The organism is Kitasatospora sp. NPDC058406 (genome assembly GCF_042722765.1).
GTDB lineage: Bacteria > Actinomycetota > Actinomycetes > Streptomycetales > Streptomycetaceae > Kitasatospora.
This window is the reverse complement of sequence record NZ_JBHXKE010000229.1, coordinates 1-14911: the sequence shown is the minus strand read 5'-3', so window position 1 is coordinate 14911 and position 14911 is coordinate 1. Positions and strand designations below refer to the sequence as shown.

The 14911-nt window shown below is 75.2% G+C and carries 13 protein-coding genes; 2 read left to right on the top strand and 11 right to left on the bottom strand.

Annotated elements, in window-relative coordinates:
- Positions 1-74: 74 nt before the first annotated feature.
- The gene (locus tag ACFWOG_RS32585) at positions 75-935 is read right to left on the bottom strand and encodes a sulfurtransferase (RefSeq protein WP_380362727.1); all 861 of its coding nucleotides are present in this window, start codon (positions 933-935) and stop codon (positions 75-77) included.
- A 153-nt stretch (positions 936-1088) separates the two neighbouring features.
- Between ACFWOG_RS32585 and ACFWOG_RS32580 the strand changes: the two genes are divergently transcribed.
- Positions 1089-1847 (top strand): VOC family protein, encoded by a 759-nt coding sequence (locus tag ACFWOG_RS32580; RefSeq protein WP_380362725.1) that lies wholly within the window; start codon positions 1089-1091, stop codon positions 1845-1847.
- Positions 1848-1899: 52 nt separating this feature from the next.
- On the opposite strand, the gene ACFWOG_RS32575 is transcribed toward ACFWOG_RS32580, so the two are convergent.
- From ACFWOG_RS32575 to ACFWOG_RS32560, 4 genes are all read right to left on the bottom strand, one after another.
- On the bottom strand, positions 1900-2562 hold the full coding sequence (locus ACFWOG_RS32575) for a thymidine kinase (protein ID WP_380362723.1): 663 nt from the start codon (positions 2560-2562) through the stop codon (positions 1900-1902).
- 33 nt (positions 2563-2595) lie between these two features.
- Positions 2596-3780 carry an alkaline phosphatase family protein gene (locus ACFWOG_RS32570; RefSeq protein WP_380362721.1) on the bottom strand — a complete coding sequence of 395 codons (1185 nt, stop codon included), beginning with the start codon at positions 3778-3780 and terminating at the stop codon, positions 2596-2598.
- Between the two features lie 185 nt (positions 3781-3965).
- The gene (locus tag ACFWOG_RS32565) at positions 3966-4565 is read right to left on the bottom strand and encodes a DUF5998 family protein (protein ID WP_329950043.1); all 600 of its coding nucleotides are present in this window, start codon (positions 4563-4565) and stop codon (positions 3966-3968) included.
- A gap of 93 nt (positions 4566-4658) precedes the next feature.
- Complete coding sequence (locus tag ACFWOG_RS32560) at positions 4659-7412, bottom strand: GNAT family N-acetyltransferase (protein ID WP_380362729.1); 2754 nt, start codon at positions 7410-7412, stop codon at positions 4659-4661.
- Between the two features lie 355 nt (positions 7413-7767).
- Here ACFWOG_RS32560 and ACFWOG_RS32555 point away from each other — a divergent pair, with 355 nt between their 5' ends.
- Positions 7768-8049, top strand: a complete 282-nt coding sequence (locus ACFWOG_RS32555) for an HPr family phosphocarrier protein (RefSeq protein WP_329882660.1) — start codon at positions 7768-7770, stop codon at positions 8047-8049.
- An 80-nt stretch (positions 8050-8129) separates the two neighbouring features.
- On the opposite strand, the gene ACFWOG_RS32550 is transcribed toward ACFWOG_RS32555, so the two are convergent.
- From ACFWOG_RS32550 to ACFWOG_RS32525, 6 genes are all read right to left on the bottom strand, one after another.
- Positions 8130-10700, bottom strand: a complete 2571-nt coding sequence (locus ACFWOG_RS32550) for an FtsX-like permease family protein (protein ID WP_329950042.1) — start codon at positions 10698-10700, stop codon at positions 8130-8132.
- Positions 10697-11449 carry an ABC transporter ATP-binding protein gene (locus ACFWOG_RS32545; protein WP_329882682.1) on the bottom strand — a complete coding sequence of 251 codons (753 nt, stop codon included), beginning with the start codon at positions 11447-11449 and terminating at the stop codon, positions 10697-10699. The genes ACFWOG_RS32550 and ACFWOG_RS32545 overlap by 4 nt, the downstream gene beginning before the upstream one ends.
- Before the next feature lie 38 nt (positions 11450-11487).
- On the bottom strand, positions 11488-11868 hold the full coding sequence (locus tag ACFWOG_RS32540) for an SHOCT domain-containing protein (protein ID WP_329882658.1): 381 nt from the start codon (positions 11866-11868) through the stop codon (positions 11488-11490).
- A gap of 394 nt (positions 11869-12262) precedes the next feature.
- On the bottom strand, positions 12263-12931 hold the full coding sequence (locus ACFWOG_RS32535) for a response regulator transcription factor (protein WP_329882657.1): 669 nt from the start codon (positions 12929-12931) through the stop codon (positions 12263-12265).
- 36 nt (positions 12932-12967) lie between these two features.
- A complete protein-coding gene (locus ACFWOG_RS32530; protein ID WP_329950041.1) occupies positions 12968-14200 on the bottom strand; it encodes a histidine kinase in 1233 nt (410 codons plus the stop codon).
- 14 nt (positions 14201-14214) lie between these two features.
- Positions 14215-14911 (bottom strand): hypothetical protein (locus tag ACFWOG_RS32525; protein WP_380362717.1); only part of this gene is annotated, 697 nt, incomplete at its 5' end.

Here is a 14911-nt window from a genome sequence, read left to right as displayed (position 1 = left end):
GGCCGTGGCCTCCCGCCCCTTCGTCACACCGTCACCCGTCACCCGTCACGGGGTGGCGTCGGCCGGGCCCGGGATCAGCCCGGCTGGTCGGTGACCGCGACCGGCCGGGTCTCGTCACCGGACCACTCGCTCCAGGAGCCCGGGTAGAGGGTGGCCGGCAGGCCGGCCACCGCCAGCGCCAGGATCTGGTGCGCGGCGGTCACCCCGGAGCCGCAGTAGACGGCCGTCCCCCGCTCCCCCGCTCCCAGCGCCCGGAACCGGGCGGCGAGTTCGGCGGGCGCCAGGAAGCGGCCGTCCGGGCCGACGTTCTCGGTGGTCGGCGCCGAGACCGCACCCGGGATGTGCCCGGCACGCGGGTCGATCGGCTCGGTCTCGCCGCGGTAGCGCTCCCCCGCCCGGGCGTCCAGCAGCAGACCCTCACGGGCCCAGACGGCGGCGCCGTCCGCGTCGACCGTCGGCAACTGCCCCGGGACCGGCTTGAAGTCGCCCTCCCCGGCGGGCGGCACCTCGGTGGTCACCGGCAGGCCGGCCTCCTGCCAGGCCGCGAAACCGCCGTCCAGGACGCGGACGTCCGGGTGGCCGGCCCAGCGCAGCAGCCACCAGGCGCGGGCCGCGGCCAGCGAGGTCGCGCCGTCGTACAGCACCACCGGGCGGTCGGCGCTGACGCCGAAGCCCCGCAGGGCGGCGCCGAACGCCTCCGGGTCGGGCAACGGGTGACGGCCACCGCGGCCGGGCGGGCCGGCCGGGGCGGCGAGATCCGTGTCCAGGGACACGAAGTGGGCGCCGGGCAGGTGGCCCGCCGAGTAGTCGTGGATGCCGGGCGGGCCGCCGAGCTGCCAGCGCACGTCGAGCAGAACCGGCGGGTGCGCGGAGTCGAGCGCCGCCCGCAGGTCGGTCACCGAGACCAGCGGGGAATCATCGTGATGGGTCGTCATGGCGGCCATTCTGGCGCAGCGCGACCCGGCCGGTGCTCTTTGTCCGGTCTTTGCCGGACTTTCCGCGCGGCCCGAGGGTTCGATGCACGCCACGGTGGAAGCATCACCCTCACTGCGCCGTTTCGTGCGCCTACCGCCCGTGAGGAGACTGTCATGCCCGCGGTGACACTCCGGCTGGCCCAGGGCACCCCGTGCTGGGTCAGCCTGATGACCGACGACCTGCCCGGCTCCCGGGCGTTCTACGGCGAACTGCTCGGCTGGGACTTCGCGCCGGGCCCCGGCCCGCTCGGCGAGTACGTCCGGGCCCGGCTCGGCGGGGAGTCGGTGGCCGGCCTCGGGGAGTCCTCGGTGACGGGCTTCCCCGTGCAGTGGACCACGTACTTCGCGGTGGACGACGCCGACCGGGCGACCCAGTCGGTGCGGGAGTGCGGCGGGACGGTCGCGGTCGGGCCGCTGCAGGCCGAGCGGGCCGGGCGGCTGGCGATCGCCTCCGACGTCTCCGGCGCGGTCTTCGGGCTCTGGCAGGGCGAGGAGCACCCGGGCCGGGAGACCGGGCCCGAGCCGGGCGGCCCGGCCTGGGCGGAACTGCTCACCCCGGACGCGAACGGGGCGGCGGCCTTCTACCGTGCGGTGCTCGGGGTGTCGGCGGCGGCGGCCGAGGGCGGGTCGGCGCTGCTGGTGGGCGGCCGGCCGGTCGCCGGGATCCGCCGCGGCGACGAGCTGCGCGGCCACCCGCCGCGCTGGCGGTCCCATTTCGCCGTGCGGGACGTCGACTTGACGGCCCGCCGGGCGGCGGAGCTGGGCGGCCGGGTGCTGGTCCCGCCGCAGGAGACGGTGCGCGGCCGGGCGGCCCGGCTGGCCGACCCGCGTGGCGGGCACTTCTCGGTGCTCGAAGCCCGGGGCCTGACCTGACCCGACCCGGGGCCTGACGCGACCCGACCGCGGACCTGTCGGTCCGTGTGCCTCAGGGCGTGGGCTGCTGCTCCTCGAAGGGGAGGACGTCCGGGGAGAGGACGGAGGCCCGGGCGGTGGCGGCGGTGAGCCGGCGGCGGTGGTGGCGGCGGCAGAGCACCTCGTAGCCGACCTCGTCGTCGCGGACCGAGATGTCGCCGATCACGACCTGGGCGCCCTCGACCACCATCACGCCGCCGACGGTCCGGGCGTTGTGGGTGGCGCGGGCACCGCACCAGCAGAGCGCCTCGACCTGGAGCACCTCGACCCGGTCGGCCAGCTCGATCAGCCGCTGCGACCCGGGGAAGAGCCGGGTGCGGAAGTCGGTGGTGATGCCGAACGTGTAGACGTCGATGTCGAGTTCGTCGACCACCCGGGCGAGCTGGTCGACCTGCTCGGCGGCGAAGAACTGGGCCTCGTCACAGATCAGGTAGTCGACCCGACCGCCGGCCGAGAGCCGCTGCACGACGTGCGCGTGGAAGTCGAAGCCGTCGGCCACCTCGACCGCGTCGGCGCGCAGGCCGAGGCGGCTGGAGATGGTGGCCTTTCCGGCCCGGTCGTTACGGGTGAGGATGATCCCCTGCCGACCGCGGGCGGCGTGGTTGTGGTCCATCTGGAGCGCGAGCGTCGACTTGCCGCAGTCCATCGTGCCCGAGAAGAACACCAGTTCAGCCATGGGTGGTGCAGAGGCCTTTCGGATCGGGGGAGTTCAGCTGCGGACTTCGAGCAGCGGCACGAACTGCTCGACCGGGGTCATCGAGCCGTGCAGGCCGATCATCGCGGACTCGCCGGGCTCGTTGCGGGAGGCGGTGATCGCGATGTCGTCCCGGGCGGCGGCGACCACGTCGCCGATCCGGTGGTAGACCCGGTCGTCCACCGCGGGGCCGAACCAGCCGGCGGCGATCGCCTGGTCGCGGGTGGCCACCCACATCCGGTCGCCGAGCACCTCGCTCCAGACCGTGTGGACGTCCGCGGCCGCGCCGGGGACCGCGTAGACGTGCCGGGCCCGCCCCTCGCCGCCGAGCAGGGCGACGCCGGCGCCGAGCTCCCAGTCCTCGTCGAAGTCGATGCGGTCCTCGGGGGCGATGTCGATCATGCCGTGGTCGGCCGTGACGTACATCGCCGAGCGCGGCGGCAGCTGTTCGGCGAGCCGGCGGGCGAGCCGGTCGACCGCGTCCAGGGTCATCCGCCACTCGTCGGAGTCCACGCCGAAGCGGTGCCCCGCGCCGTCCAGTTCGCTGACGTAGGTGTAGACCAGCGCGCGGTCGTGCTCGGCCAGCCAGGCGGCGGCCAGGTCCATCCGCTCCTCGCCGGTGGTACGGCCGTGGAAGGTGCCGCCGGAGAGCGCCACCCTGGTCAGCGGCGTCTGGGCGAAGAGCGGGGACGACACCTGGGCGGTGGCCACCCCGGCGGCGTGGGTCTGCTGGAAGACGGTCGGGTACGGCTGCCAGGCCGCCGGGTCGGTCGGCGGCTGCCAGCGGAGCTGGTTCATCAGGTGCCCGGCGCCGGGGACGGCCACCGTGTAGCCGACCAGGCCGTGCAGACCGGGCGGGGTGCCGGTGCCCACCGAGGCCAGCGAGGTGGCGGTGGTGGAGGGGAAGCCGGCGGTCAGCGGGCGACCGGTGCCGCCGAGCGAGCCGGAGGTCAGCGAGGAGAGGAACGGCGCGTACTCGGGGTGGCGCAGCAGCAGCTCCCAGCCGAGGCCGTCGACCAGGAAGACCACCACGCGGTCGGCGGGCGCGATCGGCAGCGTCGTGGTGAAGCCCGGGACGCCGAGGCCGGCCGCCACCGAGGGCAGCAGGTCGCAGAGCGAGCCGCTGCCGTAGGGGGGCGCGGGGGCGGCGGCCGGGTCGAGGAGCTCGAAGGCGTCGTAGTCGTCGGGGGCGAAGGGCATGTGGCGGGGGTGGCTTCCTGGCTGGCCGGTGCGTCACGGGCGCGGTGGCGGGGCCGCGTCCGGGCGTGCGTCGGTACGGGTCGGTCCGGCGGGGACCGGTCCGGTGTACGGGTCGGTCCGGTGGCGATCGGTCCTTCGGGGTCGGGCGGGCGGGGGTCGGGCGGGAACCGGGTTCAGACCCGGGTTCAGACCCGGGAGCCGCCGCCGGTCGTCGCCTCGGAGAGCGCGCGGGCGAAGACCAGCGCCTGGGCAACCGTCTCCGGGCCGTCGCCGGCCTCGCTGACCCGCAGGGACAGGTCGTCGGCCGTGGCCGAACCGGTGTAGCCGTGGTCCGCCTCGCAGTTGGGGTCGGAACAGCCGGCCGGTTCGAGGTCGAGGCGCTGGACGGCGCCCCAGCCGATGGTGAGCACGACCTCGCGCGGGAGGGTGCCCGGGGTGTAGGTCTCCGGGTTGGCGACCATCCGGCTCACCACGACGGAGTTGATCCGGTCCAGCCGGACGCTCTCGGTGGAGGTCGTCGCGTACGGGACGGCGGGGGTGGTCGCGTCACCGGACTGCTCGTCGGTGTGGCTCACCACGAACCGCGTGGAGGTGAGGACCAGCACCGTGACGTGCCGGCGGACCTCGTTGGCGTCGAACGTGGTCTCCTGGTGCACCAGGTAGGAGCTGATCGGCTCGGGGCCCACCGCGGACTCCACCGCCTCGGACACCAGGGCCGGGTAGTAGCCGCTGCGTTCGATCGCCGAGCGCAGGTCCTGCGTGGTGGTGGTACCGGTCTTCGCCATAACTCCATCCTGGCATGGTCCGCCGACGAAGCGGGCGGCACGGCGCCGAGCTTCGGACAACGGCGCCCGCGGTCCGGACGCAACCAAGGAAGGTTACAGCGTGCTCATCGCGCGCGGACCCAGATCACTGCGGACCGGCAGGGGCGCGATCCGCACGCGCGCCCCCAGGATCGCCAGCCCGTGCGGGGCGACGACCACCGGTTCGAGATCCACCGAGGCGACCTCCGGCAGGTCGTCGACCAGCCGGGACACCCGCAGCAGCAGCTCCTCCAGCGCGCCGGTGTCGACCGCCTCGGCGCCGCGCCAGCCGAACAGCAGCGGGGCCGCGCGGACCTCGCGGACCAGCCCGGCGACGTCCTGGTCGGTGGCCGGAACCAGCCGGTGGGCGACGTCGCCCAGGAGTTCGGCGGGGGCACCGGCCAGGCCGAAGGAGAGGATCGCGCCGACCGCCGAGTCGACGGTGGCCCCGATCACGGTGTCCACCCCGCGCGGGGCGAGCCGCTGCACCACCAGCGCGGCCTCGGCGGCGCCGCCGAGCAGGGCGTCCAGCTCCCGGTGCGCACGGCGCAGCCCGGCTTCGCCGGTCAGGTCCAGCCGGACGCTGCCGAGGTCGGGACGGTGGCGCAGGTGCGGCGCGGTGGCCTTGAGGGCGACGGGGTAGCCGAGGGTAGCGGCGGCCCGCACGGCGGTCTCCTCGTCGGGGGCGGGCAGCGTCGGCGAGACGTCGATGCCGTAGCGGGCGAGCAGCGCGACGGTGTCGGCGTCGGGCAGGGTGATCCGGGCTCCGCCGGGCTGGGTGCGGGCGGCGATCGCGGCGCGGGTGGAGAGCGCGGCCTCGACCAGGCCGCGGGCGCCGGCCTCGTCGATCCGGTCGAGCTCGGGGACCCGGGCGGTCTCCTCGGCCTCGGCCATCCGGCGGCGCCAGTCGGCGTAGTGGACGGCGTGGGCCAGCGCGTGCACGGCCCGTTCCGGTGCGGGGTAGGCCGGGATGCCGACGGGGCGCAGCCGGGACGGCAGGTCGGTGAGCGCCAGGTGGGCGAGGAGCAGCGGCTTGCCCAGGGCCCGGGCGCGGGTGCCGGCCTCCAGCAGGGCGGCGGCGATCTCGGGGTCGTCGGAGCCGACCTCGGGGTCGTCCGGGCCGGTGAGCCGGCCGCCCATGAACGCATGCGCGGAGGTCCCGATCGGCGGGATGGCGACGGCGATCACCGCGTCCACCGCCGGGTCGTCCAGCGCGGTGTCCAGGGCGATCCGGAAGTTCTCGCCGGTGGCGGCGGTGGTGAGGTCGACGGGGGTGCGCGGGCGCAGGCCCGCGGAGAGGCAGGCGTCGTGGGTGAGCAGGCCGAGCGAGTCGGAGTTGCCGACGACGGCGACCCGGTCGCCGGGCGGCAGCGGCTGGAGGGCGAGCAGTTCGCCGGTGTCGTACAGCTCGGTGATGGTCTCCACCCGGGTGACGCCGGCCTGCTGGAAGAGCGCGTCGACGGTGGCGTCGCGCAGGCCGGTGGCGGTGGGCGGGACGGCGTGACCGGGCGGGAGGCTGCCGGTGTGGCGGGCTCCCTTGACCACGACCACCGGCTTGGCCTGGGCGAGCCGGCGGGCGATCCGGGTGAACTTGCGCGGGTTGCCGAAGGACTCCAGGTAGAGCAGGACGACGTCGGTGGACGGGTCCTCGGCCCAGTACTGGAGGAAGTCGTTGCCGGAGACGTCGGCGCGGTTGCCGACCGAGGCGAAGGAGGAGATGCCGAGGCCGCGCCGGTGGGCGGACTCCAGGAGGGCGACGCCGATCGCGCCGGACTGGCAGAAGACGCCGAAGCCGCCCCGGCCGGGCAGGACGGGGGCGAGCGAGGCGTTCAGCGGGCGGTCGGGGTCGGTGGAGATCAGGCCGAAGGCGTTCGGGCCGATCACCCGCATGCCGGCCGCGCGGGCCTGGCGGACCAGGGCGCGCTGGCGGTCGCGGCCCTCGGGGCCGGTCTCGGCGTACCCGGCGGTGACCACCACCAGGCCCTGCACGCCGTGCGCGCCGCACTCGGCGACGGCCGCGGGGACGGCGGAGACGGGGACGGCGATCACCGCGAGGTCGACCGGCCCGGGGATGTCCAGGATCGAGCGGTGCACCGGGACGCCGTCCAGCTCGGTGCCGGGCGGGGCGTTGCGGTTGACCGCGTAGACGGGCCGGTCCTCGTCGGCGGAACCGGCCAGCAGGTCGCGGAGCAGGGCCCGGCCGACGGTCTGCGGGTTACGGGAGGCGCCGATCACCGCGACCGAGCGCGGGGTGAGCAGCCGTTGGACGGACCGGGCCTCGGCGCGGTGCTCGCGGGCCCGCATGACGGCGAGCGAGGCGGCGGTCGGTTCGAGGTCGAACTCCAGGTGGACGACGCCGTCGGCGAAGCTGCGGTGCTGGGTGTAACCGGCGTCGGTGAAGACCTTCACCATCTTGCGGTTCTCGGGCAGCACCTCGGCCTGGAAGCGGCGGATGCCGCGCTCCTGGGCGACCGCGGCGATGTGTTCCAGCAGGGCGGAGGCGACGCCGCGGCCCTGGTGGGCGTCCTGGACCAGGAAGGCCACCTCGGCGTCGGTGCCGGTCTCGGAGGGGCGGCCGTCGGCGTCGATCCGGTCGTACCGGACGGTGGCGATGAAGCGGTCGCGGACGACGACGGCGAGGCCGACCCGGTTGACGAAGTCGTGGTGGGTGAAGCGGCGGACGTCCTTGTCGGAGAGCCTGGGGTAGGGCGCGAAGAAGCGGAAGTACTTGGACTGGTCGGAGACCTGTTCGTAGAACTCGACCAGGCGGCCGGCGTCGGCGGTGCCGATCGGCCGGATCCGGGCCGTGCCGCCGTCGCGCAGCAGGATGTCCGCCTCCCAGTGCTGGGGGTAGTCCGGCTCGGCGGGCCGGCCGTGCTGCCGGTCCTTCTCGCCCGGCCGGACCGGCCGGTCCTGCTGGTCCTGCTGGGGGGGCGGTGCCGCGGGGTCGTCCACATTCGTCAGGTTATCCGGCGGCGAGCCGAATGGCGCCGGGCGTGCGCACGAGGCAGGGTGGACACGGCCGTTGGCCGGGGGTTATGCGCCGGTTATGCCCCCGAAAGAAACAATCACAAGTCCCGAACGCAGCTCCTCGCAGGGGTCGGCTGCATGCAACACTGGTCTAGACAACATGGTCGATTCCCCCATCACGGCCATGACCAGCTTTACCGGAAAGGCACGTCTCATGGCTGAGCGCCGCGTCACCATCGGTTGGGCCGAGGGCCTGCACGCCCGTCCCGCCTCCGTCTTCGTCAAGGCCGTGACCGCCACCGGCGTGCCGATCACCATCGCCAAGCCCGGCGGCAAGCCGGTCAACGCCGCCTCCATGCTCGGCCTGCTCGGCCTCGGCGCCGAGGGCGGCGAGGAGGTCGTCCTGGCCTCCGACGCCGAGGGCGCCGACGAGGCCCTGGACCGCCTGGCCCGGCTCGTCCAGGAGGGCCTGGACGAGCTGCCGGCCGCGGCCTGAGCCGACCGCCTCCGCGCACGCGCCGGAGCCCGGGCCCCGTTGGTCGGGGGGCCCGGGCTCCGTCGCGTCCGCCCCGGCGCTCAGCCGGCCGCGATCGCCCGCAGGATGTCCAGCCGGGCCGCCCGGCGGGCCGGCCGCAACCCGGCCACCGCGCCCGCCACCAGCCCGGCCACCAGCACCACCGACAGCTGCAACGGCGGCACCGCGAAGCTGCCCGTCCCCTCGGTGTCGGCCGCCCGCACCAGCGCCCAGCCGAGGAACGCCCCCAGGCCCAGCCCGCCGATCGTGCCGAACAGCGCCACCAGCACCGACTCCCAGCGGACCATCGCCCGCAGCTGGCTCCTGGTCTGCCCGACCGCGCGCAGCAGCCCCAGTTCCCTGGTCCGCTCGTGCACCGCCAGGGTCAGCGTGTTGGCGATCCCCAGCAGCGCGATCAGCACCGCCAGCGCCAGCAGCGCGTAGACCACCGAGAGCATGATGTCGACCACCGAGGCGGCACTCTTCGCGTACTCGGACCTGGTCTGCACCGACGGGTTGCCGAACGGCTCCGCCGCCTTCGTCACCGCCGCCTTGCCCGCCGCGAGCGAGACGCCGTCACGCAGCGCCACCGCCACCAGCGAGTCCGCGTCCTGGCCCTTGTGCGGCGCCCAGGCCTCCCGGGTGATCAGGTAGTCCCCGGTCAGCTCGCCGCCCCGGTAGAGCGCCTTCACCGTGAACGGGGCCTCGGCGCCGTCGCTGAACCGCACCGGGACCTGCGTACCCACCTGCCAGCCGTGCTTCTCGGCCTCCGTCCGGGAGACCGCCAGGCCGTCCGCCCCCAGCTGGAGCGAACCGTCCACCCGGCCGAGGTCGACGATGCCGGACAGCTTCGTCGGGTCGGTGACGTCCAGGGTCCGGCCGTGGCCGTCCACCCGGGCCACGCCCCGGCCGAGCCCCACGCTCTGCTGCACCTCCGGCAGCCCGCCGATCGCCTCCGCCAGCTTCGGGCTCAGCCCGCCGCCGCGGAACCCGCCGGTCGAGACCGCGAGGTCCCCGGCGAAGGTCTTCTTCACCGTGTCGTCCATCGTGGCCTTGATCGAGGCACCGAAGACCGTGAACAGCGACACCACCGTGACCCCGACCATCAGCGCGCTGGCCGTCGCCGCCGTCCGCTTCGGGTTGCGGGCCGCGTTCCGCTCCGCCAGCACGCCGGGCATCCCGCGCAGCCTCGGCAGCGGGGCACCCAGCACCCGCACCACGAAGGTCGCGAACACCGGACCCAGCACCACCACACCGAGCAGCGTGCCCAGCGCACCGCCCGCCGTCAACGCCACCGACGGCCCGTTCGTCGCACCGACCACCGTGCCGACCACACCCGCCGCCACCAGCAGCGAACCGACCGCCCAGCGGATCCGGCCGGCCCGGCCGGCCGCCGCGGTGTCCACGGCCACCGCGCGCATCGCGGCCAGCGGAGCCGTCCGACCGGCCCGGACCGCCGGCAGCACCGCCGAACCGACCGCCGTCACCGTCCCCACCAGCAGCGGCAGCGCCACCGAGACCGCGCTGATCGCCAGCCCGCCGGTGGGCAGGTTGAACCCGATCACCTTGAACAGCGACTTCAACCCCGCCGCCACACCGATCCCGCCGAGCAGACCGGCCACCGAGGCCGCCAGGCCCACCGCGACCGCCTCCGCCAGGGTCGCCGCCAGCACCTGGCCGCGCGCCGCACCCAGGGCCCGCAGCAGCGCGTTCTCCCGCGTCCGCTGCGCCACCACGATGGCGAACGTGTTGTAGATGGTGAAGGTCGCCACCAGCAGCGCGATACCCGCGAACACCAGCAGCAACGTGGTGAACATGGTCAGGAACCGGCTGGACACCTGGTCGGTGGCCTCCTGGGTGACCTTGGCCCCGGTCACCGCCTCCAGACCGGACGGCAGGTTCGCGGACAGCGCCGTCACCAGCTCCTGCTGGGAGACACCGCTCGCCGCCCGGAACTGGATCGAGCTGGCCTGGCCCTGCCCCTTCGGCGTCAGGTACCGCTCGGCGTCCGCCAGCGTCAGCCCGGTGTAGGTGTTCTGGCCCATGCCGTCGGCCTCGGGGCCGAAGGTCGCGATCCCGACGATCCTCACCGTCACCGGGTCGGGGGTGCGCAGCAGCGTGGAATCGCCCACCGCCAGACCGCCTGCCTTGGCCGCGCCCCGGTTGATCACCGCCTCCCCCGGCTGCTCCGGCGCCCGGCCCTCGGCCAGCCGGTACGGGTTCAGCCCGCTGTCCGCCTGCCAGTAGCCGGCCAGGGTGGGCGGCCCCTGGCCGCCCACCGCCTTGCCGTTGCTGCCGATCAGCTGACCGAAGCCCTGGACGGCCGGCTCGGCCGCCGCGACGCCGGGCACCGACCGCAGCCGGTCGGCGAGCGCGAGGTCCACCGGGGCCCGGACGCCGCCCGGGGTGTTCTCGGTGTCCATGACGTCGGCGCTGCGCACCACCGCGTCGGTGCCCCGGTTGGCGTCGGCGAAGAGCGTGTCGAAGCTGTTGCGCAGGGTGTCGCCGAGAACCAGCGTCCCGGCCAGGAAGCTCACCCCGAGCATGATCGCGGTGAACGTCCCGGCCAGCCGCCGTTTGTGCGCCGCCAGCGAGCGCAGGCTGATCCTGAGGGTGGCGGTGGTGCTGCTCATGACCGGACGCCTCCCCGGCCGGCGCCGGAGCCGCGCTCGAAGGCCTTCATCCGGTCCAGCACCCCGTCCGGGGTGGGCCGCTCCATCCGGTCCACCAGCCGGCCGTCGGCGAGGAAGAGCACCTCGTCCGCGTAGCCGGCGGCGGTCGGGTCGTGGGTGACCATGACCACGGTCTGGCCCATGTCGTCCACCGCGCGGCGCATCAGGCCCAGCACCTCGGCCCCGGTACGGGAGTCCAGGTTGCCGGTCGGCTCGTCCGCGAAGACCACCTCCGGGCGGCCGGCCAGCGCCCGGGCCAGCGCGACCCGCTGCTGCTGCCCGCCGGAGAGCTCGGTCGGCCGGTGGCCCAGCCGGTCACGCAGACCGACCGCGTCGATCAGCGTCTCCACCCACGACTCGTCCACCGTCCCGCCGGCCAGGTCGACCGGCAGGGTGATGTTCTCCCGCGCCGTCAGCACCGGCACCAGGTTGAAGGACTGGAAGACGAAACCGATCCGCTCCCGGCGCAGCACCGTCAGCTTGCGGTCGCTCAGCCCGTCCAGCTCGGTGTCGCCGATCATCGCGGTGCCGGCGGTCAGCCGGTCCAGCCCTGCCGCGCAGTGCAGCAGGGTGGACTTGCCGGAACCGGACGGGCCCATGATCGCGGTGAGCCGGCCGGCCGGGAACCCGACCGTCACGTGGTCCAGGGCGCGGACCTCCGTCCGGCCGATGCCGTAGACCTTCACCGCCTCGGAGACCTGGGCCGCCATCCGGTCGGTCTCGACCAGTTCGAGGACGGGGAACGCCGTCACTTGGCACCGCCCCGGCCCGGCTTGGTGTCGTCGGGGCCCTCCAGGTGCTCCAGCAGGGTGTCCCGGCGGATCCGGTACTCCTCCTCGGTGATCTGGCCCTCGGCGTACCGGCGGGCCAGCGAGGCCAGCGGGCCCTCGGGGCCGCCCGGCCAGCCGCCGCGCCATCCCGGGCCGCCGCCCCACGGGCCACCGGCCCACGGCGGGCCCCACGGACCGCGGCCGGCTCCGCCGCGGCGGCGCAGCGTGGTCACCACCACGACCAGGACGAGCAGCCAGAACAGCGGGAAGATCAGGAACCACGGACCCGGGCCGCCGCCCCACGGGCCCCAGCCCTCCCGGCAGACGGTGTCGGCGAGCAGTGTCGCGGTGCTCTGCATGTCGTTCAACTCCTCGGTGTGCCCCCCGCGCACTCCGGCGGGGGCCCTGCCCCGGGACGCTCCCCGAGGCCACCACGAGCTTCTCGCCGGGGAGGGGTCCGGCGCGTCCTCCGGGGAGCGGCACCCGGGCTACGACACGGGGAGTACGGCCTGGCGACCGGGCTGCTTCCGGCCGGACGGCTTCCGGTCGTGCGCCTTCCGGGCGGGTGGTCGCGCGCGGGACGTCGGACCCGCCGACTTCCCGCGCCGGCGGCGGGGCGAGGAGCGGCGTTGCGGCGCGGGGAGCGGGCGCGGCGCGCTTCGGGCGCGGGGCACGCGAGACCGGCGGACCGGTGCCGGGCCGGCCGGTGGCGGGCGGGCCGGTGGCGGGCGGGCCGGTGGCGGGGCGCGGTGGTCAGCCCAGCCAGCCGGGGCGGACCAGGCCGGACTCGTAGGCGAGCACCACCAGCTGCGCCCGGTCGCGGACGCCGAGCTTCACCATGGCCCGGCTGACGTGCGTCTTCGCCGTGAGCGGGCTGACCACCAGCCGGCGCGCGATGTCGTCGTTGGTGAGGCCCATACCGACCAGGGTGAGCACCTCGCGCTCACGGTCGGTGAGCGAGGCCAGCAACCGGCCGGTGTCGGAGGGCTCCCGGGAGCGGCTGGCGAACTCGTCGATCAGCCGGCGGGTCACGCCCGGGGAGAGCAGCGAGTCCCCGACCGCGGCGACCCGGACGGCGCGCAGCAGGTCGGCCGGCTCGGTGTCCTTGGCCAGGAAGCCGGCCGCGCCGAGCCGGAGCGCCTCGAAGATGTACTCGTCCATCTCGAACGTGGTCAGCACGACCACCCGGACGCCGGAGAGCTCGGGGACGGCGTAGATCCGGCGGGTGGCCTCCAGCCCGTCGGTGCCCGGCATCCGGATGTCCATCAGCACGACGTCCGGCCGGAGTTCCCCGACCAGCCGGACGGCCGCGTCCCCGTCGTCGGCCTCGCCGACCACCTCGATGTCGGGCTGGGCGTCGAGCAGCGCCCGGAAGCCCGCCCGGACCAGGACCTGGTCGTCCGCCAGCAGTACTCGGATCATGTCGTTCGTCGTCCCTCGCTGTGCTCGCCCTGCCGGCTACCGCCCGTGCCGTTCCGCGCCGGTCCGCCCGGCGCCGTTCCCCGCCCGGTCCTTCCCCGCCGGATCGGGCAGCCACGCCCGGACCCGGAAGCCGCCGCCGTGCGGACCGACCGTCAGCTCGCCGTCGAACGCCGCGGCCCGCTCGCGCATGCCGATCAGGCCGTTGCCGGAGCCGCCGCCCTCACCGCCGGCGGCCGGACCCGGATCGTCCACCCGGAGCAGCAGCCCCTCCGGGGAGGTCCAGTCCATCAGAACCGTGGCACTGCGCGCGGCCGAATGGCGGATGACGTTGGTGAGCGCCTCCTGGACGATCCGGAACGCGGCCAGCTCCAGCTGGGACGGCAGCGGCCGCCCCTCCCCCGCCGTCTCCACGGAGACCGTGAGGCCGGCGTGGCCCGCCTGGGTGACCAGTTCGGGCAACCGGGCCAGCCCGGGCGCGGGCGTGCGCGGGGCCTGGCCGTCGGGGCCCCGCAGGGTGCCGAGCACCTGCCGGACCTCGCCGAGGGCCTCCTTGCTGGTGGCCTTGATGACGGTCAGCGCGGCCCGGACCTGCTCGGGGTGCTGGTCGATCAGCTCCAGCGCCACCCCGGCCTGCAGGTGGATCACCGAGATGGAGTGGGCCAGGATGTCGTGCAGCTCGCGGGCCATCCGGAGCCGCTCCTCGGCGGCCCGGTTCTCCTCGGCCTGCCGCCTGGCCAGCCGGCGGGCGGCCAGCTGCTCGCCGCGCGAGCGCATGATCTCGGCCACGGCCAGGACCAGCAGCAGCCAGGCGGCCACCCCGGCCTCCTGCCACCAGCCGGGGCTCTGCGCGGGCGCGCGCAGCCAGCTCTGCGGCAGCAGGTGGGAACTGGCCAGATGGACCAGGTAGCCGGTGCCGACCGAGATCCAGGCGACCCGGCGGTAGCCCCGGGACAGCGCGCCGTACACGGCGACGGCGAGGCTGAAGAAGACCGGCCCGTACGGGTAACCGGCCAGCAGGTAGCCGGTGGTGACGGCGGTCACCGCGATCACCACCGGGCCGGGGAAGCGGTTGCGGAACAGCAGCAGGACCGGGCCGAGCAGCAGCAGGGCGTATCCGGCGGCGTCCAGCGGGACGCGGTAGTCCTGCTGCTGGCGGGCGGCGGCGGTGGAACCGACCACCTGGAACAGCGCCACCAGGACGGCGGAGACCACCGTCCAGGAGGGCCTGGTCCAGGGCGGGCCGCCGAGCGGGTCGTGGTCGGTGCTCATGCCGGGACTCCCGCTCACCGCCCCGGCCGCACCGCGGCGGCGTCGGTGTCGGTGTCGGCGGTACCGGGCGCGGCGGCGTCCTTGGCGCCGGGGGCGGACCGGACGTTCCGGGCGGCAGCGGGGTCGGACGCGCTGCCGGCACCGGACGGGCGGACGCGGCCGGCCCGGGCGGCGGCGGCCAGCCGGGTGCCCCGCCGGGTCAAGCCCCAGGGCTTCAGCACGGAGAGGATCGTGGCGGTCAGGTAGATGGTCAGTGCCACCGACGGGGCGATCACCAGGACGTGCGGGGACCGGCCGTCCGGCGGCACCGTCCCGGCGGCGACCTGGCCGGCGGCGTCGTGGATGAAGGCGCGCAGCGCGAAGATCGAGGCCAGGGTGGCGGCCAGGGTCAGCCAGAACTTGGTGACCACCCAGCGGTACTTGAGCAGGCCCCAGGTGGTGCCGAGGGACAGCACCAGACCGGACAGCAGGGAGAGCAGGCTGACCGGGATCAGCAGCCAGTCGGCGAAGATCTCCTGGGCCAGGTACGCGGCCTTGACGGTGTCCGGGTCGTCGGAGAAGCGGCCGGCGATGCCGAGGGCGAGCACGCCGGCGGTGAGGCCCAGCCAGCCGACCGAGAGGGCGACGTGCGCGACGAGCCAGATCCGGCGGGCGTGCCGGGGCAGCCGGAACCGCGCGGCGCGGTCGGCCGGGGGCTCGGGCGTCTCGGTG

Bases quoted from the DNA above. Each gene is read 5' to 3' on its own strand.
- ACFWOG_RS32585 (WP_380362727.1), bottom strand. From the start codon at position 935: ATGACGACCCATCACGATGATTCCCCGCTGGTCTCGGTGACCGACCTG.
- ACFWOG_RS32535 (WP_329882657.1), bottom strand. From the start codon at position 12,931: ATGATCCGAGTACTGCTGGCGGACGACCAGGTCCTGGTCCGGGCGGGC.
- ACFWOG_RS32580 (WP_380362725.1), top strand. From the start codon at position 1,089: ATGCCCGCGGTGACACTCCGGCTGGCCCAGGGCACCCCGTGCTGGGTC.
- ACFWOG_RS32555 (WP_329882660.1), top strand. From the start codon at position 7,768: ATGGCTGAGCGCCGCGTCACCATCGGTTGGGCCGAGGGCCTGCACGCC.
- ACFWOG_RS32540 (WP_329882658.1), bottom strand. From the start codon at position 11,868: ATGCAGAGCACCGCGACACTGCTCGCCGACACCGTCTGCCGGGAGGGC.
- ACFWOG_RS32550 (WP_329950042.1), bottom strand. From the start codon at position 10,700: ATGAGCAGCACCACCGCCACCCTCAGGATCAGCCTGCGCTCGCTGGCG.
- ACFWOG_RS32565 (WP_329950043.1), bottom strand. From the start codon at position 4,565: ATGGCGAAGACCGGTACCACCACCACGCAGGACCTGCGCTCGGCGATC.
- ACFWOG_RS32545 (WP_329882682.1), bottom strand. From the start codon at position 11,449: ATGGCGGCCCAGGTCTCCGAGGCGGTGAAGGTCTACGGCATCGGCCGG.
- ACFWOG_RS32530 (WP_329950041.1), bottom strand. From the start codon at position 14,200: ATGAGCACCGACCACGACCCGCTCGGCGGCCCGCCCTGGACCAGGCCC.
- ACFWOG_RS32570 (WP_380362721.1), bottom strand. From the start codon at position 3,780: ATGCCCTTCGCCCCCGACGACTACGACGCCTTCGAGCTCCTCGACCCG.
- ACFWOG_RS32575 (WP_380362723.1), bottom strand. From the start codon at position 2,562: ATGGCTGAACTGGTGTTCTTCTCGGGCACGATGGACTGCGGCAAGTCG.